Here is a 23,199-nt window from a genome sequence, read left to right on the forward strand (position 1 = left end):
GTGAAGGTGGGCTGTACGTGTGCCACACGGTGCTTTCAATATCACGCCTTCAGCCCCTAGCACTTGCCAGGTTTTCGATATAGTCAGCGTATTGCCCATAAATCATGTCAGAACGAAATTGAGATTCATAAAGCTTGCGCGCGTTGGCTCCCAACTCACTACGAAGTGCCGAATCAGCTGAGAGCAGCGTGACTATTCGATAAAAAGAAGCGACATCGCCGGGAGGGTAAGAGTATCCGACGCTATATGCATCGATGAGTGCTTCCATTTCTCCTTGTAAAGAGGAAACAATAGGGATGGCTGCTGAAAAATATTCAAAGGGCTTGTTTGGCATAGCGTTATAATTGCTTTTGCCGGCCCCAGCCGGCATCATTCCAACATGCGAAATCGACATGAGGTGCAGGATATCTTCCTTATTAATCCACCCCAGCATAGTGACGTTCGGCAACTCATTGACCTGCCGACACACTTCGTCGTACTGCTCCCCTGTTCCCGCGAAGACAAAATGAATTCTGGTATTGCGCTCCTGACAAAGACGCTTAGCTGTGCTGATGACCGTGTCGAAGTCGTAGGTCTTACCGAAGGTCCCAACGAAGGAAAAGACAACCTTATCATGTGCAAGCTCCGCGTATTTAGAACGCGTAGCGTCAATAACAGGGTTGGGCTGGTACCCGATATAGAAAACCCGGTCAGTGCTGCGTTGAGGCCGTCCAGCTATTCTGACTCCCCACTGGAGGCAGCCGCGGGAAACAGCAACGATGCCATCAGCGTCTGTCAACAGCTCTTTAGTCATTCGGAAGTAACCGTCGAGGACCAAGCGGGCGAAAGTCTTAAACGGTCGTGGAAATTCGTCCACAATGGTGTCAGGCCACATATCGCGGACATCTATGACAATGGGGATACTTTTCTCTTTTGAAAATCTGACCGCTGCGTGCGCTAAATCAATGATGGGCATTGCGCTGACTATGATATCCGGCGCAGGCAATTTTTTAGCGCAGGCGGAAAAACGCTTGGCTAGACGCCGGTGGTGCAGAAAGCGTCTAAATGAAAAGTTCTTTTTATAGGTTCCTGCATGTAAAAGCCGTTGGTTGAACTGAGCTTTAACCTCAGAGACTGCATCATGGTCAAAAAGAAGTTCCTTCCCCTGATGGTAGAAAGTGCTGCACCACCATGTTACGTTGTGCCCCCTTTCTTGCAGCACTTCTCCCAAAATCCAGGTTCGCATTTTCCTAGAGTTCGGAACAAGAGGCTGGTTTTCGCCGTCCTTTATCAGCCAGATGTTCATTTCGCCACTTTCGGATCAGAGAGAGTAAAGATCATCTGCCATGCCATCAGCTGGACATAGGGGATTTTCAGCAAGACATCATCGACGGCTTCGAGTGTAGAGAGGATAGGCTTAAAGATAGGAGTATTGCGAAAAGGGACCGCAGCAATGGAAGCGAGATGAAAATAATCTACCTTTACCGTCCCGAAATACTTCTTTGCCTTGCGCAGATCCCGCAGGGTCAGGATATGCTCGGCCTCCCATGCCGTGCGAAGATGGGGCGTCATCTTGCGATAAAGAGAAATGATAGGGTTGTACCCCAAAGCCTCACCACAGATGATGAGCCCACCCGGTTTCAGAACCCTTGCCAGTTCGGGGTAGGCATTATCCAGATCCAGGTGGTGCAAAACTCCACTGCAAAGGATGACGTCGAAGGTATTATCCGGAAATTGCAGTTCTTCGGCATCCATAACCGAAAAGTTAGTCCGGTCAGCAACCCCGGCCTTTTTGGCCTCTGCTTCTGCCGTCTTCACAGACTCGTCGCTTATGTCTATACCATAGACAATGCCGCCCTTTTGTGCCATCTGTAACGACATTGCACCTAACCCACAACAGTAATCCAGAACGGTCTTACCTTTCACACTGCGCTCGATAAGCCCGTCTATGTACTCAGTGCTCTTTCTCTGAATCGCATAGTATTTCTTGTTGGAATATTTCTTGAGGAAAGATTCCTCGTCCATACAGGACCTGTCTTCCTCTCGCATGTTGTGGAATTGCATTTCCTGCTCTTTCCTGTTCATGTTAGCTCCTCAAGATTTGGGAATTTGTCTTATGTCGCCAATTGGCGGTTAGCACGCATCGTCGTACCAGACCCTCAAATATCCCCGCTCATCCACTTCAGCTGTTGCGGGTAACTGCCAAGACCCGTTCCACATCCGTCGCTCATCGTAGCGATAATTGCTTTGAAGCAAAATCTTGTTGTCCTTCTTTTCAACGACCACTCCCTCGTAGAACGTGATCTTGCCGATGTCTGACATAGCAGCGAACATTGGCTTTGCTCTTCCTGAAATTTTACCGCTGCAGACCAACTCCTTGACAAGTTGAAGTCCCCGCGTAACGCTGGTCCGCAAGTGATGAATGCCAACCATGGGAATACAGTGGAAGAGATAATGAGACTCTATGTTGTTCTGTCTCATCTTGTTGTAAAGTTCCACCAGCGTCTCAATGTTGTCGTTTACTCCCTTTAGGAGGACATTCTGGGAATAAACTTTAACGCCACAGTCAGAGATCCTTTTGAAGGCAGCCTCCACCTCGGGGAAAAACTCCACAGGGTGGTTGATCTGTGTGGCCAGCTCAAATCTCAGCGAAGGCTTGTTGCTGAAAAGATTCTGAACGCTTTGGTCGATTCTTGCCGGATCCTGCCCCGGTATTCTAGAGGCGATGCGGGCAATCTTAATATTTGGAGCATACTCGATGAGCGCGTTGAGCAGAACTTCTAACCGTTGCGGGAAGATGAGGGGGTCCCCCCCGGTAATCAGCACCTCGTTGAGGATATCCCTGTTGCTGGGATGCCCGCAGTATTTCGCCACTTCAATCAATTGCTTTTCGGACAGGGTGTGCTTCGCATAATTACTTCTGAGACAATAGCGGCAATGGGCAAGACAGACCAAGGTCGGTTCGATGACGAGCGTCTTCCGATACAACCGCTCCAACCCGGGGAGGATGCACTCCTCATTGTGAACTTCTACCCCAGCCTCATAGTGCTTCAGGCTGTGCTCATTTGCTACGGCCCCCTCCTCCTCTGACTTGCAGTACTGTAGTGCGAGGCCGAGGTACGCACGTGATTCCGGCCCTTCAGACGATTTTAGGTCTGAGAGTCTTTCACGAAGAAAAGGTGTTATTTTTTCGGGCAACAACTGGCTCATGAATTCCCCCTTTAGATAGCATGGCCTCTCTAACGCAGAAACCTTGCAGGGTTTCCGACGTAGACACCTGGATCCGATAAGTCCTCCACTACGACCGCCCCCTGTCCGATGGTGACGTCGTCATGTACCGTGACATTTTCTCGGATGCATGCGTTCGGCGCGATTGTTACATTGTCACCGAGCACAACATTGAAAGCAATGACGGAACCTGCTGTGACCATGCATTTGCTGCCTATGTAACTTCCGCCTCCAATATGTACAAGATCGTCGAGCTTGGTATTGGCACAAACGGTCGTATCCTCGACGATAGCACGCTCTATCGTAGTGTTCGACCCGATCCATACCTGGTCGCCCACGATCACCCGCCCCAGTTGAGGAGGATGAAAAGGAACACCATCCTCGTCATCGATGAAGCCCCACCCCTCGCTACCTACCACAGCTCCGTCCTTTATCACGCATTGCTTCCCTATTGTTGCCGGACCATTGATTACGACGTTGCTGAGAATCTTGGTATTGTCTCCTATTTCCACATCGGGACCGATAACGGACAAGGCGCCGACCATGACGTTGCGACCTATCCTGGCTTTGTCGGAAACTACAGCGGAAGGATGTACGGTATTCATGGTAAGAGTGGAAAAAAACTCTCTTAGGACGTTGCCCATGTCCAGTTCGGGGCGGTCAGTGACGATGTATGCATGGCATGGCGATCTTTCCTCTGGGGTAGAGGTCAAAAGCAGGATGTTTGCGGGGTTGGCGACATTGCGCGCCGGCCCCGATTGGTAAATCCTTAGGGAACGGGGCCCCTCCAAGATAAAATCCGTCCCAACCAGGTCCCTGTTTAGGAACCCCGCTATCTCAGAGGCCCAAACTTCAAACTTTTTCAGTTCGTACATTGGTCATCTCCTTTTGATAAGTGCCAGATTAAGGATGAATCTGACGGGAAGGCACACCTGCTACTGTCGCGCCGTCCTGGACATCCTTAAGAACCACGCTCCCCAACCCAACGACTGCTCGGTCACCCACTATTACCTTTTGCTTAACCACGCTATTAGGTGCAATCCAGCACCGTTCCCCAATCACAGCACAGCCGCATATCACCACATTGGCCATCACCAACGTATTCCTACCAATGGTGACGTTGTGTCCTACCTGTACTAGATCGTCAATCTTGCTCCCTTGCCGTATCAGGGTAGCCCCGAGCGAGGCGATTTCGACACTGGAGCACGCTCCAATCCAGACGTCGTCCTCGATTACAATCCTGCCAAGATGCGGAAAGTGTAAAGGACTTCCGTCGTCATCATATTCAAAGCCGAAGCCCTGTGCCCCGATCACGCTATTGGACTTAATTCTGCAGCGCTTGCCGAGGCTGACATTACCTTCTATAACCACTCCGGAACCGATTTCACAGCCTTCACCGATCTCGACTCCTCCCTCTATCCTGGTGTAGGCACCGACAATGACATCGCTGCCAATGCGAGCATCGGGAGAGACGAGTGCGGTCGGATGAATCCCTACGGTCTTGCGAGGCAAAAAGAACTTGGTTAGAACCTTGATGAAATCCAAACGCGGATTGTCCGAAACAATATGCGAACCAGACAGATGTGGCGCAGTTTCTTGGTCGCAAATGATCAAAGCAGGGTTCCCCTTGACGACCGCGGCTATTCTCTCAGGCGTCAGACTGCGCACCCACACCAGGTCTCCCCCCCCACACTCTTTCAAATCAGCAGGTTTCACTACCGGAACATCTGCTCCGTGCAAAGGCTTGCCGAGAAACCCGGCGATGTCAGCTGCAAATAGATCCCGCATTCGCGTCCCCTCTTTTGTCAATAAGCCTTTCTCACCCTCTTGGTTTTCCCTTCCGATCGTGGGAACATCCCATATTCCAACAGTTCCACTGCAGGCGTAAAATTGAGCTCTGATGCACACAACTCTGTTAGCATCTCCATAAGTCCGGGGAATTCATCCTTGGTCACCGTCTGCCCTGCTTCAACACGAAGCACCGGCCTTTCATAGGGAGGCGGTGTCGTAAGGACCAGCTCATACTCCCCGCTGAAACAGGCGTGGCGATCAGACAGGATTTTGCCGACTGAACTGGGGTAAACGTTGATCCCACGCACGGTAATCATGTCATCAACACGGTCTACCACCTTGAATCTAAGAGAGTTCCGCCCGCAATCACACCTGGAAGTTGACAACACTTCGATCAGGTCACCGGTTTTGTAACGGAGTAGAGGCTGTGCCTCACGAGTGAGGTTAGTCAGAACCATCTCGCCAATCTGGCCTGCAACAACAGGCAGCTTGATTCCACTATCGGGATTTATCAGTTCCAAATGGATTATCCCCTGGCCATGGAAATGAAGCCCTGCTTGATGTTCACATTCGGATCCGAAAATGCTCAGCACATCCGACATTCCGTAGTTGGCATCCATGGGTTCAAGCCCCCAAGTGCTTCGTATTTTTTCTCTGATTTCCGGATTCTGCAGTCCCCCTTCCCCCCCCAGGAAGGCCTTTTTGAGTCCGAGATCCTTTGGTGTGATTCCGAAATCCTCCTTCAGTAAAAGCTCAAGCCGTGACAGGTATGACGGAGTGCAGGAGATGCCCGTGGGCTTTATTCTTCTAATGGTTTCTATCAGTTTATGTGAGTGGCCTACACCAAAGGGAACAACCATGGCGCCGACTCCCTCAAGGCTCAAATGGTCAGTGACCCCTCCCGCCCACATACAATAACTTAGGCAGTGAACAACGGTATCGTTGGGAGTCAACCCGGCGCATCTAAAGGCACGGATTCCTGCTGTCAAAGTAGATTGGACGTCCTTTTCCGTCATTGCAATGAAGACGGATCGCCCGGAAGAACCGGAAGTGACATGGACCCGCCGCAGATTTTCCTGCATTTGTGGAGCATTGGCCAACCGGCCAAAGGGTGGAAAGTCTGCCTGCTCCTTTAAGACATCTTCCTTTGAGGTGAACGGAAGCTCGCCAAAGTTTTTCATCTCCAACACATCGGAAGTGGCGAGGCCAACTGCTTTCCATTTTTCGTTGTAAAAATCACTACAGTCGGCGATGTACTTCAGTTGTTTGCCCAAGAGGGGAAAGTCAACCTTTTCAGAGCATTCCTCATACGTAAGTGTTTCAATGGCTTCAAGCACGTTCAAAAATCACCTCCAATGATATCCACTACAGAGGGGCATCGTCACATGATCCAGCGAAGGACCTCGAATGTCTCTGCATACTTGACACCTACCTGGGTTCCCCTCGTGATGGCCAGTGATCTGAGGAACTCTTCACTAGAATAGAACCTTTGATTCTGTGACCTGTAGCATGCCAGGGCAGCTATTTTTGTTTTGAGATGATCCTCAGTCAGCGTGACGAAACAAGTCGTATTGAAAGACAGGTTGTTCCACGGGACCTCATATCCCAGAATCGTCGACGAGAGTTTGAACGCCCTCAGCCCTTCGCTCGCGATAGTGCCATGATCCTGGTGCAAGTCCTGTGACGACGGGAGGAAGACCAGATCGGGCCGAATATCTTTTCCCAGCTTTACCATGCTGTCTAAAATTTCTTGCCGGTCCCGGGGGAAGCAACGGACCTCGAAGCCTAGATTGAATACATTTGCTGCGGGAATCTTTAAGAGGCTGGTGGCTTCTCCCAATTCACGTGCCAAGGTTCCAGAAGGGCATCCCGGTGGAAGAGATTTCTCGCAATCGGAGAAGGCTGCGTAAAAAACCTCCTTCTGTTCATCTATGAACCGGGTAAGAGTTCCACCACAGCCAAACTCACCGTCATCGGTGTGCGGAGCAAGGACAAGAATACGTTTAAAGGACCTGATCATGAAAATGCACCCTTTCTGAAGGTTCTCCAGCTTCGTGACAGGTACATGGCACCGTCACTCAGCCAGCTCTAGTAACGGCTGAAATTATCCAGAAGTTCTGCGACTACGCTTTCTACTGCAAAATGTTTCATCACACGGGATCTTCCTGCTTCTATAAGTCGCAGACGCTCAGTGTTGTCTTCCAAGATATGTTGAATAGCATCGGCCAAAGCCAAAGCATTCTCCGGTGGGACCAGTACCCCCGCGCCATCAGACAGAAGCTCTGGAATCCCTCCGGTACGTGTCGAGACAACGGGAATCCCATATCCCATGGCCTCGATGAGTGATACAGGTATGCCTTCATGCAAACCGTTGCCTAGATCGATACTGGGCAGGATAACCAAATCGACCTTGTTTTCGCGGTACAGCGACATCACGTCTGAATGCGGCAAGTGGCCCATAAACTGCACAATAGGTTCAAGGCGTAGTGAGGCAACCTGTTTCTGAAGTTCATCGTAAAGAAAGCCCTCGCCTGCAAGTTGTAGCCGACATTGGACACCGCGGTCTCTCAGGATGGCGATGGCACCAAGGAGGTACTTGTGTCCTTTTACCGGGAAAAAAGTAGCCGGGCACAGAAGCGTCGGTGTGCTGCTGAGTGTTGCTGTTACCTTGAACACTTCGGGCAGAATTGCCCCCATATGCACAATGACAGCAGTTGTTTTGCCTAGGTCGGCGCCCACGGACTTGGCAAGATTGCGGCCGCTATGGGATATGAACCTCACAAACCTGGCATTTTCGAATTTAACCTGCAACAGGTTGTTGGCAACTATATCTCCCCTGTGGGCGGTGACGCTCCAAGGAATCCCTGAGACAGTACTGGCAAACAGTGCAAGCGATGCAGTAGTAGAGCACCAGTGAGCATGGATATGGTCTACTTTCTGGCAGGCGGCAAGCCTCGAGAACCAGAGCGCTTTCGGAAATACCGCGACATTATGAAAGAACACCTTCGGGCTACGGCAACGCAAAAGGAAACGGGCGGCCTTAATTGTCGCGAGTGGCTTTGAGAGCGCCTCCAACATCGCCCCCCACAACACTGGAAAGGACAATAAGGGTGCCGGGAATGCCAACCTTGCCAGTTCAGGGGCCATGACTTGCGAAGAATTCTCGGGTGACCTCGGTACAATGATGACATCAATGCCCTTTTTGAGGAGTTCGGTCACCTCGGCGATGAGAAAGGATTCGCCATTGCCAAAAGGCATCGTCGCTGTTACATACGCGATCTTCATGCCCTCTCCGCCTCCTTCTTTTCAGCAGGGCACAAGAAACTGCGGTTCAACGATGGCAGCAAGAACACGACTAGGAACGGGATGAGCCCCATAAGCAGATTCTTGAAGTTGCCGAAGAGACCGGAACGCACGGCGGCCAGGACCAGTGCGTTGTACATGACTGCGTAGATCAATGGGACCGCGTCGTAATGGATGTTTTTTTTGACCCACTGGAATATGGTCTCTACGCACCACCCGTAGACAAAAGTCAGCACCAGAACTCCCAGCACGCCGCCGGCCCAATATCCTTCCTGCAGGAAAAAGAAACCGAAACCGCCCCCCTGCTCGAGTTCTCCCGGATAAAATGTCGCTGCGAACTGCTCGCTCAGAGGCAAGGGACGGGAAGGAAAGAGTACCTTCGGAATGAAAACAAGGAACTCGGAGATCAAGGAAAGCCCGTAAGTGAAACCTGATTCGTTGGCATTGATGCCTGAAATCAGGCGCAGCAGGTTAGTGCCGACCAGCAGTTCCGTGGAAGAGGTGAAGCTTAGAAACTTGGCGTCGCCGGACTGCAGGGCGGCCTGCACAAGATTGTACATCTCGCCAAGGTTGCTTGTGCTTCTGACAAAGCTCATAACATTAACAAAAAGGTACACGAGAGCCCCTGAAAGCACAGCGGCAACAGTCTTTATTCTTCTGACGCGATAGTGATAAAAAATTGCAGGGATAATCACCGCTGCCATCACCTGTCCCCGCCATCCCGCCATAGTGTTTCTCGCCAAATAGGACAAGATGATGACACTGCCGGCTATCATGTAGGCCCGTTTCCGGCTTGTAAAAACATACAAAGTGGCAAGGCAAAGTATCAGCGTTAAAGGAAGGTTGGTGAACAGGGTCTCTGTTATCCCCGAAGCGCTATCTTGCATTCGTTCCAGGCGCAGTGCCAAGGCCCGCTCTGCATACGAAGGGACATTCAGGAAATTAAACCACGGTAGCAATCTGTAGCAGAAGATCCCTCCCAACAACAACGCAGCCCAAAACAGCTTCTGGTGAAACTTGTTGTTCTCAACAAGGAAAACGGAGGGGAAACGAATCCCTGTCGCCGGCATCTTGATGCGCTGGGCGAAAAGCATTCCACCGACAAGCCCGATCAGCCCCGCCAGGCATGAGAAGTAGTAGGTGGTTAGTACATCGTCACCGACAGGATCATTGTGTGCAGTTAGCCCCGTAGTTTCAGCAAACAGCGCGGAAGATACCGCGTACAAAAACAGCAAAACCGTGAGGCCAACACCAGGAGAAAAGAAATCAATGTCCCTTCCCTCGCAGTAAGCTGACAGGAACAGCCCAACTATCACTACGTAGACAAATACAAAGGCTTGAAAGGGGGAGCTTAGGTCATAGACACCGGCAAGCTGCCCCAGGACGGCACCGCCAGCCAGGGACGACATCAATATCCCTTTTCTCAGTGCCTGAAGATTATCTCTGTTGGGATTCAAAGCCGCTCATTCCTTTATAGGGCGAGGGATGGCAGTGGTTTCTTAACACACTCCTCGCTTTTTCTGTCTCCTCCTCAGTAGGGAAGCGAGACCTTACTGGTTTGGCCGGGATCCCGGTACAAATGGTGTAGGGGGCCACGTCCCTGGTAACAATGGATCCGGCACCGATGACGGCACCGTCGCCGATGGTAACGCCTCTTAGCACGATGACGTTGGCGCCGATCCAGACGTCGTTGCCGATTACCGGCGGTGGCTGCTCCTTGTCGGTAGTGGCATCTTCGCCTTCCAGCACTTTGATGAGGTTGGGAGAAGTTGTTACTCTCCTGTAATCATGTTCGGTAGGGCCTATCAGAACGTTGTAACCCAGCGATGACCAAGAGCCTATTACACCGCTCATGATTTCGCCGGAGTTGACGTAGGTCCCCTTCCCTACGGAGACATTACTCCCGATGGTGACGTCGCCAAAGTAAGCGGCTCCACGGATCTTCGCCCGCGGGCTAATTCGCGCCCCGGCTCCAAGCTTTACCCCCAGCAAGGACGCACGGGTAAAGCCCGCAGCATAAAAGAGCGTGTAGGCCACCAACGCCACAATATTCTGTAAAAGTTGCAACATGTGTCTTCTCCGTCCGGGACGCGAGGGGTGGTCGGGTGCCTAGCGCACACTGATTGCGGGCAGGACATACCTCCTGAAGATGCTGTTGGTCGCTGGAGTTACCAAGACGGTAGCCACAAAGCTGAGCAGGTAGCAAAGCGCAATAGTAGCGACACCTGCAAGTCCAGACATTCTCCAGAAGACGGCAAATTTGATGAGAACCACTACAGCTACCGCGGCGGCCAGTGGCCGGCAGAGATCTTCCCAGAACCATTTTGCCTGCTCCCCTGGGATGAAGCGCTTGTGTGTCACGAAGACCGCAATGGCGTTTTGCAGCAGACTGATTAACGAAAAAGTGACTGCTGCCCCTAACACACCCCATACCTTCACGGCCAACACGAGCAACGGCGCATAAACCAAAAGAAATGGCATGAACACGTACAATATGTACCTGGTCTCCCCGAAAGCCTGCTGCAGCGAGTACGGCATGTACAAGAGCCCGTTCAGCGTCCCTCCAACGAGTAGCACTGATAGAATCAGATAGCTGTACTGCACCGTTTCTTGATCGGCAATCCACAAGGACAGGATTTCCCGTGAGTAGACGGCAAGCACTGCGGAAATGGGGAAGACTGCCACCGCCATGAGTTGGCATCCCTTGTGGTAGGTAAGCTTCAGCTCAGCATGATCTCCCTTCGCGCGCAGTTGGGTGATCACTGGGAAGAAAGCTGCGTAGATAGGGTAATAGAGCATAAACAAGCTCCCTACAACTTGCCACGCAAGGCTGTAATAGCCAAATTCGATGAGCGAGAGTTGCTTGCTGAGCACAATCTTGTCCAGTTGGTTGAAGAGTAGGATCACCACCGACACAGCGCTCATGCCGATCGCCAAGCGCCAGACCGATTGGACCAGCTCGCCCTGGAACCTCGAGCGCTGGCCGCCCACCGGAAGCGAACGCCAAAGTGCAATGGCGACTGCAGCGACATTGGTGATACTCATAAGAAGTTGCCACCAAAAGAAGGCAAGTACCGGCGATGAGGCCAGCATGACTACCACCAGCGCCCCTACGCCGCGTAAGGTCCACAGCACAGTGTTGATTGAGTTGAACAGGACCTGTCGTTGCAGCCCCATTAGTCCACCGGTGTAGAATCCTACCGGCCACTGGAACACGATAGAAAGCCCCATGAGAAGAACAGATTGCTTCACCACCTCCAAAGGAAGCGCTTGAGGTTTTACCCAGTTGGCTGCAACCATTGGCGAAACCAGGAGCACTACACAGCACAGCACCGCTGCAAGCCCCCAATAAACGACTTCCAAGGTGCGTACGAGGTTACGCATCACCTGTTCTTGCCCCGACGCGGCGGAATAGCGGGCAAGTTCACGGTTGATTGAGGGGCTGAGTCCCAAATCCAATATGGTCATCAGCGGTTGGATCGTCGCGAAAATGCCAACCAGCCCATAGGCCTCGATCCCCATGTGCTTTATGTACAGCGGAACGAAAGCGATGTTGATAAGGGCAGCCCAGGCCTTACCGGCGTAGTTAGCTATTACATTCTTCTTGAGTGTGCTCAATGCCCAGCCCCGTTGCCCCTGTCGAATAATAGCTCGGTGGAAATCAGACGGTTCATTCGCGCGGCCAGCACGGCGTCTTGAACTGCAAGGCTGCTATTTTCGTTTGGATCTTTCTCCAGGTTGTACAGTTCCTCTTTTCCTGTCTGAAGATTACGGACATACTTGTAGTTGCCATCAACAACTCCGATGGTCCCTGACTTGACCACAGCCTTCTGGTAGTTCTGTTCGAGGTTCATCGAGAAAATCCTTTGTTCCTGCCTTTGCCCGCCTCTCAGTAGACCCATGAAGGATTTACCCTGCATTTCGGCAGGCGTCGGTATCCCAACGGTAGCGAGGATGGTCGGTGCCAAGTCAACCTGTTGAATATTCTGCCTGATGCGGGAGCTACCTTTTTGCCCTGGGAGGCGTACGACGAGGGGGATATGAATAAGCGGCTGGTTCAGCCTGTCCCCGCCGTGTGACTGCTGGCCCTTCTCGAAGATTTCGCCATGATCGGCAGAGACGAAAACGGCAGTATTCTCCAGATAGCCATCCTTCTCGAGTTTTTTGACAAAGAGCCCGAACTCGCTGTCGGTATAGAGAATCAATTCATCATAACGTGCCCTTAGAACGTCTATCCTAGGCTGGTCTTTAAGATCATAATTCATGCCATAGATGGTGTTTTGTGACACAGCTGTATCGTAAAGTTTCTGTTTCAGGAAGGAATACTTATACTTCTCCGGCGGCAGGTAAGGTGCGTGCGGGGTGAATACATGTATCCATAGGAAAAAAGGTCCCTCCTTCCTAGCATTCAAGAATTTCGAGGCTTCCTCGAAAGTTCTTTCCGGAGGGTTCATGACCCGGGTGTTCCACCCCTTGTTGCCGACCAAGAACAAGTCATGCCACTCGGCCTGCATTGGAGGGGCAAGAACTAAATATTTGAAGAAGTACTTGTAGGCGGTATAAACAACGACACCCTTCATGCTGTAGAACCAGTTATTGATATTACTGTCCAGTTTCAGCAGCTTTGGAGTGAATGTATTGTAGCACCAGCCGGAAACGTAGTCAGAAACATAGGGGACCGGAGCCACATAGCTGAAATCAGGGTAAGACCTGTTATGCCAAGGATGCGCCGCCGGGTTAGCCACCACCGCCGCCGTTGTATAGCCATTTTTCTTCAGTGTGGCGCAGAGATTATCGCGACGCGCTTCTTCTGTGAGGACCATGAAGTTGTTGTAAACCTTGTGCTGTGTTGGGTATTTGCTGGTCAGTATGCTGCAAACGCTGGGGGAGGTGTGGTTGGAGTTAGAGTACATGCGATCAAAGATGAAGGCGCTCCTCGCAAATTCATTCATGTTCGGGGTGGTATCCCTTGGGTAGCCGTAGAGTGACATATCCGATGCGCTCAACGCGTCGAAAGTGACCAGAATGACATTGAGTTTGCTTGTTGAAGCAGATTTTACCGGTGGTGTCGGTCCTGCATACAAAGAGACGGCAGCCAATTTCAGCACGAGGAGGAGGGCCGAAACGGCCGCAAAGACCGGGATCACCTTAAATGCCCGATTTACTATCACCGGCATCTGTTTCAGTTTTGTGGCCATGAAAATATTAAAAAGCAGAAATATGCCAATTACTGTGATGCGCCGCAGCGTGTTCTGTCCCTCGGGAACCACCGTTGCCGACCAAAGGTTCAAATAGATGAAGAAGACGAGATCAGCAAAAAGCCATACCACCACATTGTTGATCGCCAGCGTCAGTTGTCCCAGCGTCTTGCTAAAAAGACCCAGCAGGGTGCTTATCAGACCGACAGCAAGTGCAATAACTGCCGCAGCGAATCCGAGGACCAAGCCGAGCAATGACGCGTCTACAGCAATGGTAGTTAAGGTGAACGAGCGAAGGAAGGAGTCGATCCGGTAAAGAAAGTCGGCCGGCAGCAAGACGAGCAGCAGCGTGCAGCTCCAGTACTTGAATATGCTTAGCGTGTTCTGCTTAATTTCATGCGCCGAAAACTGGTTCATGGCCTGCACACACTCCCGATGACCCCGGCGACGTCGAGCACGGTGCCGATAGCTGCCATATCTTCCCTCATGTTGCCGAATATAACCCCCGGTACCAGGGAGGCGTCGCAACAGTGATCACCACTCCACTTTTTAAGGTTGTCCTCCACTACAGGGCCAGCACCGAAGGCACCTATGGCATTTTGCCAAGAGGAGCGATAGCCATCGGAAAACCCGACCACCAAGTCCGGCCCCTGTCCGGTCCCGCCGTAGAGTCCACAGGTGTCGTAGCATCCCTTGACGGCGCTGGCTCCAGCATCCGTAAGCGCCAGCAATTCCTTGGCCAGCTGTTCCTTCATGCAGGGCAATTTGTCTGGCTCCACTACACCGTGGCGCTCCCTCCCCTTCAGGTTGAAGTAGATGCTGGTGAAGCCGACTGCGTAGGCGCTGCTTTGGGACCAGTCCACCCCCTCGAAGAGTCCAGGGCAGGAGTCCGCACCCTGCTTCAGCTTCAAGTACCCCTTTTCCATGAGCCAGGCGTTGAGATGTACCGAGCGCCGGAAAGTAGTGAAACCATGGTCGGAGCAGACCAGCAACTGCGCCCCGGGTGCCCGCTCCATGACCTCGCCCAATATCCGATCCATCCAGCGGTAATACCTGCCGATCACGTCGCCTAAGTTTTCTACGGCCTGCGGGTCATGCATCGGGTGCGAGGTATCCTGCAGGCGCCAGAACATGTGCTGGATGCGGTCGGTGGTATCGAAGACGCAGCCGAGCAGTCCCTGCCGGAAGCGTGCGAGCTCATGCATCAACATCGCCTCGCGCTCCGCCATCACTTGGTCGCACAATTCGATGAATTCGCGGTCGGAGAGGACGCCGTCGTTGAGCGCGTTGGTGTCCTCGGAGATGCCGAGGGTGGCGTAAGGACCAATTGCCCTGCACAGTTCTTCGGCGTACCCTGCGGGGGTGGCGATGGGGAACTCTGCACTGGCATAGCCTACCTGAATCGGAGTCAGGTAGAGCCTGAATTCGGGGTCGGTCTGCTGCAGCAGGAAACGGCAGACGCCGGTCACGCTGCGGAAGAAGCCGATATCGAAGGAAAGGTCGATCCACGGGCTCCAGGAGCCGACCGGAAGCGTCACCACCTTCCTGCCGATCTTGAGCGTGGCCTGACGCTCGTCGAATTCGATCAACAGCGGCAGCGTGGCCGCCTTTCTCCCGGCGAGCGATGCGGTGAAAGGACCGGCTATGTCGGTCTGGATCCTGCCGCCGCGGGGAGAGACCTCGACGATGCGCCCTTTGCTGTCGGGTGCGAGATCCCCCTTCTCGGTGGTGTACCAGGCGTAGCTTCCCAGCATGCCGCGCACGTCGGGAACGCCGAGTCCGGCCAGGAGCTTGCCGTCCTGGAATGGGCGCGGGGGAAAACCCATGGGCCACTTAAGGAGCGTACCCTGCACGCCGCGCCGGGCCGCCTGCTCCCAGAAGGTCTCCCCCTGCACCGGGTTCACGTACTTGCCTCCCTGCTGGCGGTGCAGGGACAGAAACGGCTGGTAGGTAGCCGGATCGCGGTGGATGAAGTCGAAGATGCCGTGGTCGCTGGGCGCCTTGCCGGTAGCGATGCTGGACCAGACCACCGGGCTCTGCGGCGGCGCGATGGTGGCGAGCCTGCCGTAGGAGCCCTTTTTTGCCAGCCGCTCGAAGTTGGGGAGGCTCCCCTCCCCCATCATGCGTTCGGCGATGACAGGGTCCATCCCATCCACCCCGAGGAAAATGCGCCCGGTCATGCCACGATCCCTGCGCCGGCCGGGACGCCGTCGCACTCGATCACGAAGCGACCCAGTTCGGGGACCCGCGCGAACGGGTCAATCACAAGCGAAGCCTCGGTACGGATGCGGCAGCGCGCCATCTCCCCTATATTCAGGCTCTCCGGATCAAGCTCCTCGTCAGGCGCGGCCGGGTCGTACACCTTGAGGAGCTCGATTACACCGGCAACCGCCTGGGTGGCACAGCGGATCATCACGCGGCGGCCGGAGACATAGGAATCGGCGAACCAGAAAATGGTGGCGCCAAAGAGCGAGACGGCGTTGGGCGCCGGTTCACCGGCAACAACCTCCCCGCGCTGTGGTACCCGATCCGCATCAAGGAACAGCCCGACGGCGTCGCCGTAGCTGGCTGCACCCACGTCCGGCTCCGGATATTTCGCGATGGCGCGGACCCGGGCGCTGTCCCCCCCAGGCCAGACGACGACCTCGTCCCCGGTGGCCAGCCGACCGGAATCTACCTTGCCGACCACGACCGCCCCCTTCTCGTGCTGATAGACGTCCTGAACGGCGAAACGGAAAGGACGCTCTTCGATGGGCGGGGTGTCTATGGCGTCGAGCACCTCCAAAAAGCAGGGGCCGTAGTACCAGGAGAGTCCTCCCTCCCGGGCGCGGGTGGCGACGTTCTCCCCGGTCAGGGCGGAGATGGGGATGATGGCGAAGGGGGTGCCGGAGAACTCGGCGAACAGGTCGCGCACCTGTGCCGCCACCTCGAGGTAACGCCCCCGGTCGTAGCCGGCCTGGTCCAGCTTGTTGATCAACACGCAGATGTCCTTGATACCGACCAGGGAGAGGAGCTTCGCGTGACGCCTGGTCTGCGGGCAGATACCCTCGACGGCGTCCACCATCAGCACGGCGGCGTCGGCGTAACTTGCGCCCGTCAGCATATTGCGGATGAACTCGCGGTGTCCCGGCGCATCGATGATGACGTAGGGGCGCCGCGCACTGGTGAAGTAGATCTGCGAGGTGTCGATGGTGATGCCGCGGGCACGCTCCTCCTCGAAGGCGTCCAGGACGAAGGCGAATTCGCTCGCCTTGCCGGCGTCCTGTGAACTCTGCCGCATCTCGGCCAGACGGTCGGCCTGCAGCGCGCCGGTGTCGTAGAGCAACCGTCCAATCAGGGTGCTCTTGCCATGGTCGACGTGACCGGTGATGACGATCGGAAAGGGACGCATCACATGTACCCCAACGAGCGGAGTTTCTGCATGGTGTAGAGGTTCTCCTTGTCCTGGGCGCGCCCGGCCCGCTCGGACTCAGTGGTGAGCTGCAATTCCTCGATGATCTCCTCGATGCTGGCCGCGGGCGACGCGACCGGCGAGCAGCAGGGAACGCAGCCGATACTGCGGTAGCGATGCCCCTGCCGGCTCAGGTACAGATCCACCAGTGGGAGCTTTTCGCGCTGGATATAGCGCCAGATGTCCAGCTCGGTGAAGTGCAGGATAGGGTGCACCCGGTAATGCTCGCTGTCGTTCAAAAAGGAGTTGTACTGGTCCCAAAGCTCGGCCGGCTGATGCTCGTAGTCCCACTGGAACTGCGAGTCGCGCGGCGAGAAGTAGCGCTCCTTGGCCCTGATGCCGTGCTCATCCCGCCTGATGCCCAAGAGGATGGCCTGGAACCCCTCCCGGTCGATCAACTGCTTCAGTGCGTTGGTCTTAAGTTCGGTGCAACAGTCGAGCTTGGCCCCCTGGTCCGGCCCCATGCCGCAGGCAAGCTGCTCCTCGTTTCTGGCCACGATGACCTCGAAGCCCCACTCCTTGGCCAAGCGGTCCCGGAACTCGTACATCTCCGGGAACTTGTAGCCGGTGTCGATGTGAATCACCGGGAACGGGATCTTCCCGAAGAAGGCCTTGCGCACCAGACAAAGCAGCGTGGTCGAGTCCTTGCCCACCGACCAGAGCATGCCGGTGCGCCCCTTGAACTTCTGGTAGGCTTCGCGGATCACGCAGATGCTTTTACTTTCCAAGGCGTCGAGGTAGTCCATAAAACGTCCTTTAGGCCAAAGGCCCTGCGCTAGTTGTCGTCAGGCCTGCGGAAGATCTTCCGCACCAGTTTCACTATGCCGTCCCTGCAGAAGACGAACCCCGCCGCTATGGCCGAGATGATCGGGAAGAGCACCTGGAAGACGTAGCCGCCGGTGTTGGGGTCGATATAGGCATGGGCATCGGTGCGATTCAGCGCCACCAGCACCAGGGCCAGCGCCGGTACCATAACAGCCGCTCTCAACATGCGCCCTCCTTGGCCGCCACCCTGACCGAGTCGGCGATGCGCCGCTGGTCCTCGACGCTCAGGTAAGGGTGCATGGGGAGACTCATTACTCGATCGGCGGCCGCCTCGGCCACGGGGAAGCTCCCCTTGCCGAGCCCCAGGCCGGAGAAGACCGGCTGCAAGTGCAGCGGTACCGGGTAGTGCACGGCCGTGGGAATACCCGCGTCGGCGAGTATCTTCTGTACGTGGCCCCGGTTCGCCACCTGCACCGTGTACTGGGCATAGACCGAGCTGCATCCCGACGCGAGGTATGGTGTCACCACCGCGTCCCCCAACAGCTCACCGTACCGTGCTCCGACGCGAGCGCGCTCCGCCACCTCGTCCGGGAACACCTCCAGCTTCGCCAACAGCACCGCGGCCTGCAGTGTATCGATGCGGCCGTTCACACCAAGGGCGGGATGGTGGTAGCGGCGGTCCTGGCCGTGCACGCGCACCTGACGCATCCTGGCGGCCAGTTGGTCGTCATCGGTGAAGCAGGCCCCGCCGTCGCCGTAGCAGCCCAGGGGTTTGGACGGGAAGAAGCTGGTACAGCCAATGGTGGAGAGGGCACAGGAGCGCTTGCCGTGGTAGAGGGCGCCAAAGCTCTGGCAGCCGTCCTCGATCACCGGCAGACCGTGACTGGCCGCGATGGCGTTGATGGCGTCGAAGTCGGCGCACTGGCCGTACAGGCTGACCGGCAGGATCGCCCTGGTGCGCGGTGTCAGCGCAGCCTCGATCTTGGCCGGGTCGATATTGTAGGTACGCGGGTCGATGTCCACGAAGACCGGCTTCGCTCCCAGGAGCGCGATCATTTCGCCGGTGGCGATGAAGGTGAAGGGCGAGGTGACAACCTCATCCCCGGGGCCGATTCCCAGCGCCATCAACGCGATGAGCAAGGCATCGGTGCCGCTCGCTACGGCGATGGCGTGGCGCGAACCGGTGTAGGCGGCAAGCTTCGCCTCCAACTCCCCCACTTCCGGCCCCATGATGTACTGGCCGTGGCTGAGCACAGCCCTCATCCTCTGGTCCAGGTCGGGCAGGATACGCTGCTGCTGTGTCTTCAGGTCGATGAAGTCGATTGCGCTCACGGTCATGCCCCCGCCTTGAAGTTGTCGTAGAATTCCTTGCCGACGGCAAGCTCCGCCGGGAGTGCGGCCTCCTCGTCCAGGTCAAGGCAGCGCAGAACTTCTCCGCTCAACTGGTAGCGCAGCCCGCTCTCCGGGCAGGTCATGATCCCCGCGGCGTCGGGCGCGGCGAGCAGGTGTCCGTGCCTACTCATCCATCCCTTCTGGCGCGCCGGCACACCCACCATGAGGGCATAGTCGGGGACGTCCTTCGCCACCACGGCGCCTGCTGCGACAAAGGCGTAGCGCCCGATGCTGATGCCGCATACGACGGTGGCGTTGGCGCCGATGGAGCAGCCGCGCCTGAGCAGGGTCTTCTCGTAGAGCGAGCGTCTGAGTACCTGCGAGCGCGGATTGGTGACATTGGTGAGAACGCAGGAGGGCCCCAGGAAGACGTCATCCTCTATCACCGTCCCCTCGTAGATGGAGACGTTATTCTGCACCTTCACGTTGGATCCGATGACAACGCCAGGGGAAATGACGCAGTTCTGGCCGAAGCTGCAGCGCTCGCCGATCTTCGCGCCGCTCATCACATGGCAGAAGTGCCAGATTTTAGTCCCCGCACCGATCTCGCACGGCTGATCTACGAAACTGGATTCGTGGACGAAGAAGTCAGACACGCTTGGCCTCCTTGAGCTCTTGCAGGAACTCGTGGGAAGCCGAGGAAACACCCTGCGGCTTCGCCTCGCGGATCTCGTGGGCGAGGACGATGGCGGGGCGCGCATCTTTCAGGCCAAAGCCGTTGCCTTCCAGGGTGCGCTGGTAGACGACGGTGTGCAGATCGGTAAAACCTTCCGAGAACTCGACCTCCTTGCCATCGACGGTGATGGAGCGGAAGGTGGAGAGGCCCTGGTCCGTAGCCGCCTGCGGCAGGTCGCTGCGGTCCACGGAAAGGAACCAGCGCACACGCGCCCGCTCCAGTTCCACTACGCCGCCGGTGCGGTGTCCGTCGGCGTGATGCACCTCGCTGTTCTGCACAGCCCCGAAGAGCCAGATGAGCAGGTCGAAGAAGTGGATGCCGATGTTGGTCGCCACCCCACCGGCCTTGTCAAGGTTCCCCTTCCAGGAGTTATGGTACCAGGGGCCTCGGGAGGTTATGTAGGTCAGGATGACGTCGTGCTTTTGCTGGTTCGGCTTGGCCTCGTGCGCGGCCGCCAGCGTGTCCTTAAGCGCTACCAGCGATGGGTGCACCCGGAGCTGCAAAATGGTGCATACCTTTTTGCCGCTCTCCGCCTCCATCTCCTCCAAAGCATCCAGGTTCCAGGGGCTCAGTACCAAGGGCTTTTCGCAAATGGCGTTGGCGCCGACGCGCAGGGCGAAACGGATGTGGGCATCGTGCAGGTAGTTCGGAGAGCAGATCGAGACGTAGTCGATCCGTCTGGCCGGGTCCTGGCGCCTGAGTTTCTCGACGTAGCGGTCGAAGCGCTCGAACTCGGTGAAGAAGGAAACATCGGGAAAAAACCGGTCCAGTATCCCGACCGAGTCATTAACGTCCAAAGCAGCCACGAGCCTGTTGTTGGTTTCCTTGATGGCCTTCAGGTGACGGGGCGCGATGTAGCCGCCTACTCCTATCAATGCGAAGTTCTTCATCATGATAAACTCCCCTTCTTCAGCATTTTCGCGTTGCCAACTGCGTTTTCAAAGTCTCCAGAACCGAACATCGTGCTGCGCCAGTTGCTCCCTTTCGTAGATCCCCTTCACGTCGATCAGAAGCGGCGTCCCGTTCATCATCCCCCTGATATCCGGAACGCTCAGCGTCCGGTATTCCTTGTGCGCGACCGCCACCACCACAGCGTCACTTTTACCCAATTGCTCCTTGGGTACCAGCTTGACCCCGTACTCGCGCTGGGCCTCCTCCGGGTTTGCCAGCGGATCCGTGACCTGCACGGTGACCCCGTATTCCTGCAGTTCGCGGATGATCTCTATCACCTTGGAATTGCGCAGGTCAGGGCAATCCTCCTTGAAGGTAAGCCCGAGCACAGTGACCACAGACTCCCTGACGCTGTGCCCGGCACGAACCATCTCCTTCACCGTACGTTGGGCGATGAACTTGCCCATGCCGTCGTTGATCCTTCGGCCAGACAGGATTACCTGCGGGATGTAGCCGGCTTTTTCTGCTTTATGGGTGAGGTAGTAGGGGTCGACCCCGATACAGTGCCCGCCGACCAGGCCGGGCTTGAACTTGAGGAAGTTCCACTTGGTGCCGGCCGCTTCCAAGACATCGGTGGTGTCGATATCGAACTTGTCGAAGATGACGGCAAGTTCGTTCATGAGGGCGATGTTGAGGTCGCGCTGTGTGTTCTCTATGACCTTGGCGGCCTCGGCCACCTTTATCGAGGAAGCACGGTGCACACCTGCGGTCACGACGGACTCGTACATGGCGGCCACGATGTCGAGGGTACGCTGGTCCTGCCCCGAAACGACCTTCTTGATCCTGGTGAAGGTGTGCTCCTTGTCGCCGGGATTGATGCGCTCGGGGGAATAGCCGACGGTGAAATCGGTGCCGTTTTTCAGACCGGAAATTTTTTCCAGGATGGGAACGCACTCCTCCTCGGTGACCCCCGGGTACACCGTTGACTCGTACACCACAATGTCCCCCGTTTTGAGGGCGCGGGCGACGCTTTCGGAGGCACGCAGCACCGGCGTCAAATCAGGACGGTTGGCACTATCGACCGGGGTGGGCACGGCAACGATGTGAAAATCCGCCAGAGTCAGCACCGACACCTCGTCGGTGTATCTGACTTCTGCGGCGGCGAGTGCCTCGGCGGTCACCTCCCCGGTCCGGTCATATCCCTGTTGTAGTTCCCGTATCCTTGCCCGGTTCACGTCAAAGCCAATGGTCTGGTGCTTCATCCCAAAAGCTATCGCTACAGGCAAACCAACGTAACCTAACCCCACGACAGATACTGTTCTGTTCTGCATGATCTCCCCCATTTTTTGGGTTATCTGATCTGGATTGCAGATTTTTTTATTTCTTGCAGTAGCTTCCTGTCCTTCTCAGGAAGCCGTGCGAGGTATTCCTGGACGAAAACTATAAAAACACTGCCGAAAAATGCAAACAAGGTGGAAAGTATGACGATGCGGGATCTAACTGGCCGTGTTTTCTTTACAGGTATCACGGCCTCGTCCAAAACTTGTAACGACGAAGAATCTTTCGCTTCGTTCAGCTTTGCTAGTTCATACTGCTTAGTCAGCTGTTCATATACTGCTTCTTGGGTTTTGAACTCACGCATCCGTCTTGAGTACTCCAAGCCTACTTTGGGCACCTCACCCACAGCGGGAATGGCGCCTCCACCTGTGTTGCCGGTTAAAGCATAGATTTGGGTCTTGAGACTGCGGATGCTGCTCTGTACAGCTTTAACCTCGGGGCTTTGGTCGGTCTGTTTGCTACTTAACACAGCCAGTTGAACCTCTTTACTGGCAAGTTCCGCACGGAGCTTGGCGATCCCTTCAATGGAAGCCTTGGCTTGGGAGTCAACTGCAACAATCTGTTTTTGGAGGGAGTACGACTTCAACTCATCTTCAGCAGCTTTCAGGTCCTTTTTGACCACCTCAAGCCGCCTCTCCAAGAAGCTCCTCTCGGTCCCCGCCTTACTCAAGTTGAGCCTGACCATTGCCTTTCCCAGTTCGTCGGCAAGAGTGTTAGCCAACTGCGCGGCGAATTTGGGATCCTTATCCTCGACTGTTATTGCAAGGATGCCATCCTTTGACGCTTGAACCTTCAGTGATCCGGCTAGAGCTATTCTGGCGTTTTCAATGGATTCACTCTGATAAACCTTCATGAGGTCCAAGCGTCTGATAACTGCATCCGCCACGGACCTGCTTTTCAAAATGCCTTGATAAAGTTCGGTCCCTCCCCCCAACCCTGCAGCAGCAAGCCCTGTCAGTCCACCACCTTGACCGAGAAGCGCGGTCAGCCCTCCGGCAGTTTCCTTCTGTGGTGGCAGAACTTTTGTTGTCGCAGAGTAAATATTTTGAAGGGAAAGGCTATAGCCGACAGAAGCGATAACCGCTACAACGCACACCTTTGCGATGAATAGCTTCCGCTTTAACAGGATGTGCACAAGGTCAAGCAGATTTATTTCTTGTTCCACTGTTTTCTCTTTCAAGTCCATA

General features: G+C 55.2%; 21 protein-coding genes. All 21 read right to left on the reverse strand.

The window, feature by feature from the left end:
- Nucleotides 1-49: 49 nt before the first annotated feature.
- On the reverse strand, nt 50-1,285 hold the full coding sequence (locus KP004_RS12015) for a glycosyltransferase family 4 protein (protein WP_216798777.1): 1,236 nt from the start codon (nt 1,283-1,285) through the stop codon (nt 50-52).
- Nucleotides 1,282-2,064, reverse strand: coding sequence for a class I SAM-dependent methyltransferase (locus KP004_RS12020; RefSeq protein ID WP_216798778.1), 783 nt, complete (start codon nt 2,062-2,064; stop codon nt 1,282-1,284). The genes KP004_RS12015 and KP004_RS12020 overlap by 4 nt, the downstream gene beginning before the upstream one ends.
- A gap of 48 nt (nt 2,065-2,112) precedes the next feature.
- On the reverse strand, nt 2,113-3,189 hold the full coding sequence (locus tag KP004_RS12025) for a radical SAM protein (protein ID WP_216798779.1): 1,077 nt from the start codon (nt 3,187-3,189) through the stop codon (nt 2,113-2,115).
- Nucleotides 3,190-3,218: 29 nt separating this feature from the next.
- Nucleotides 3,219-4,082: a DapH/DapD/GlmU-related protein gene (locus KP004_RS12030; protein WP_216798780.1), complete on the reverse strand. Its 864-nt coding sequence runs from the start codon at nt 4,080-4,082 to the stop codon at nt 3,219-3,221.
- A gap of 28 nt (nt 4,083-4,110) precedes the next feature.
- Nucleotides 4,111-4,995 (reverse strand): DapH/DapD/GlmU-related protein, encoded by an 885-nt coding sequence (locus KP004_RS12035; RefSeq protein WP_216798781.1) that lies wholly within the window; start codon nt 4,993-4,995, stop codon nt 4,111-4,113.
- Nucleotides 4,996-5,012: 17 nt separating this feature from the next.
- Nucleotides 5,013-6,335 (reverse strand): phenylacetate--CoA ligase family protein, encoded by a 1,323-nt coding sequence (locus tag KP004_RS12040; RefSeq protein WP_239027044.1) that lies wholly within the window; start codon nt 6,333-6,335, stop codon nt 5,013-5,015.
- A 44-nt stretch (nt 6,336-6,379) separates the two neighbouring features.
- Nucleotides 6,380-7,018, reverse strand: a complete 639-nt coding sequence (locus tag KP004_RS12045; RefSeq protein WP_216798783.1) for a PIG-L deacetylase family protein — start codon at nt 7,016-7,018, stop codon at nt 6,380-6,382.
- 68 nt (nt 7,019-7,086) lie between these two features.
- Nucleotides 7,087-8,283: a glycosyltransferase gene (locus KP004_RS12050; protein ID WP_216798784.1), complete on the reverse strand. Its 1,197-nt coding sequence runs from the start codon at nt 8,281-8,283 to the stop codon at nt 7,087-7,089.
- On the reverse strand, nt 8,280-9,758 hold the full coding sequence (locus tag KP004_RS12055) for an O-antigen polymerase (RefSeq protein WP_216798785.1): 1,479 nt from the start codon (nt 9,756-9,758) through the stop codon (nt 8,280-8,282). Before KP004_RS12055 ends, KP004_RS12050 begins: the two co-directional genes overlap by 4 nt.
- Nucleotides 9,739-10,371, reverse strand: a complete 633-nt coding sequence (locus KP004_RS12060; RefSeq protein ID WP_239026787.1) for a CatB-related O-acetyltransferase — start codon at nt 10,369-10,371, stop codon at nt 9,739-9,741. Before KP004_RS12060 ends, KP004_RS12055 begins: the two co-directional genes overlap by 20 nt.
- A 39-nt stretch (nt 10,372-10,410) precedes the next feature.
- Nucleotides 10,411-11,919, reverse strand: a complete 1,509-nt coding sequence (locus tag KP004_RS12065; protein ID WP_216798786.1) for a lipopolysaccharide biosynthesis protein — start codon at nt 11,917-11,919, stop codon at nt 10,411-10,413.
- A complete protein-coding gene (locus KP004_RS12070) occupies nt 11,916-13,916 on the reverse strand; it encodes a sulfatase family protein (RefSeq protein WP_216798787.1) in 2,001 nt (666 codons plus the stop codon). Before KP004_RS12070 ends, KP004_RS12065 begins: the two co-directional genes overlap by 4 nt.
- Nucleotides 13,913-15,679, reverse strand: coding sequence for an alkaline phosphatase family protein (locus tag KP004_RS12075; protein ID WP_216798788.1), 1,767 nt, complete (start codon nt 15,677-15,679; stop codon nt 13,913-13,915). Before KP004_RS12075 ends, KP004_RS12070 begins: the two co-directional genes overlap by 4 nt.
- Entirely contained in the window at nt 15,676-16,890 is a 1,215-nt protein-coding gene (locus KP004_RS12080) for a GTP-binding protein (protein ID WP_239027045.1), read from the reverse strand. Before KP004_RS12080 ends, KP004_RS12075 begins: the two co-directional genes overlap by 4 nt.
- Nucleotides 16,890-17,696: a sulfate adenylyltransferase subunit CysD gene (gene cysD / locus KP004_RS12085; protein WP_216798790.1), complete on the reverse strand. Its 807-nt coding sequence runs from the start codon at nt 17,694-17,696 to the stop codon at nt 16,890-16,892. Before cysD ends, KP004_RS12080 begins: the two co-directional genes overlap by 1 nt.
- Nucleotides 17,697-17,725: 29 nt before the next feature.
- Nucleotides 17,726-17,941, reverse strand: coding sequence for a hypothetical protein (locus tag KP004_RS12090; protein ID WP_216798791.1), 216 nt, complete (start codon nt 17,939-17,941; stop codon nt 17,726-17,728).
- On the reverse strand, nt 17,935-19,053 hold the full coding sequence (locus KP004_RS12095) for a DegT/DnrJ/EryC1/StrS family aminotransferase (RefSeq protein WP_216798792.1): 1,119 nt from the start codon (nt 19,051-19,053) through the stop codon (nt 17,935-17,937). Before KP004_RS12095 ends, KP004_RS12090 begins: the two co-directional genes overlap by 7 nt.
- A complete protein-coding gene (locus KP004_RS12100) occupies nt 19,050-19,703 on the reverse strand; it encodes an acyltransferase (RefSeq protein ID WP_239026788.1) in 654 nt (217 codons plus the stop codon). Before KP004_RS12100 ends, KP004_RS12095 begins: the two co-directional genes overlap by 4 nt.
- Nucleotides 19,696-20,676, reverse strand: coding sequence for a Gfo/Idh/MocA family protein (locus KP004_RS12105; RefSeq protein WP_239026789.1), 981 nt, complete (start codon nt 20,674-20,676; stop codon nt 19,696-19,698). The genes KP004_RS12100 and KP004_RS12105 overlap by 8 nt, the downstream gene beginning before the upstream one ends.
- A 45-nt stretch (nt 20,677-20,721) precedes the next feature.
- Nucleotides 20,722-22,017, reverse strand: a complete 1,296-nt coding sequence (locus tag KP004_RS12110; RefSeq protein WP_216798794.1) for a nucleotide sugar dehydrogenase — start codon at nt 22,015-22,017, stop codon at nt 20,722-20,724.
- An 8-nt stretch (nt 22,018-22,025) separates the two neighbouring features.
- On the reverse strand, nt 22,026-23,198 hold the full coding sequence (locus KP004_RS12115; RefSeq protein ID WP_216798795.1) for a GumC family protein: 1,173 nt from the start codon (nt 23,196-23,198) through the stop codon (nt 22,026-22,028).
- Nucleotide 23,199 lies beyond the last annotated feature (1 nt).

Origin of the sequence: Geomonas oryzisoli, from assembly GCF_018986915.1 — a bacterium.
Taxonomy (GTDB): domain Bacteria; phylum Desulfobacterota; class Desulfuromonadia; order Geobacterales; family Geobacteraceae; genus Geomonas; species Geomonas oryzisoli.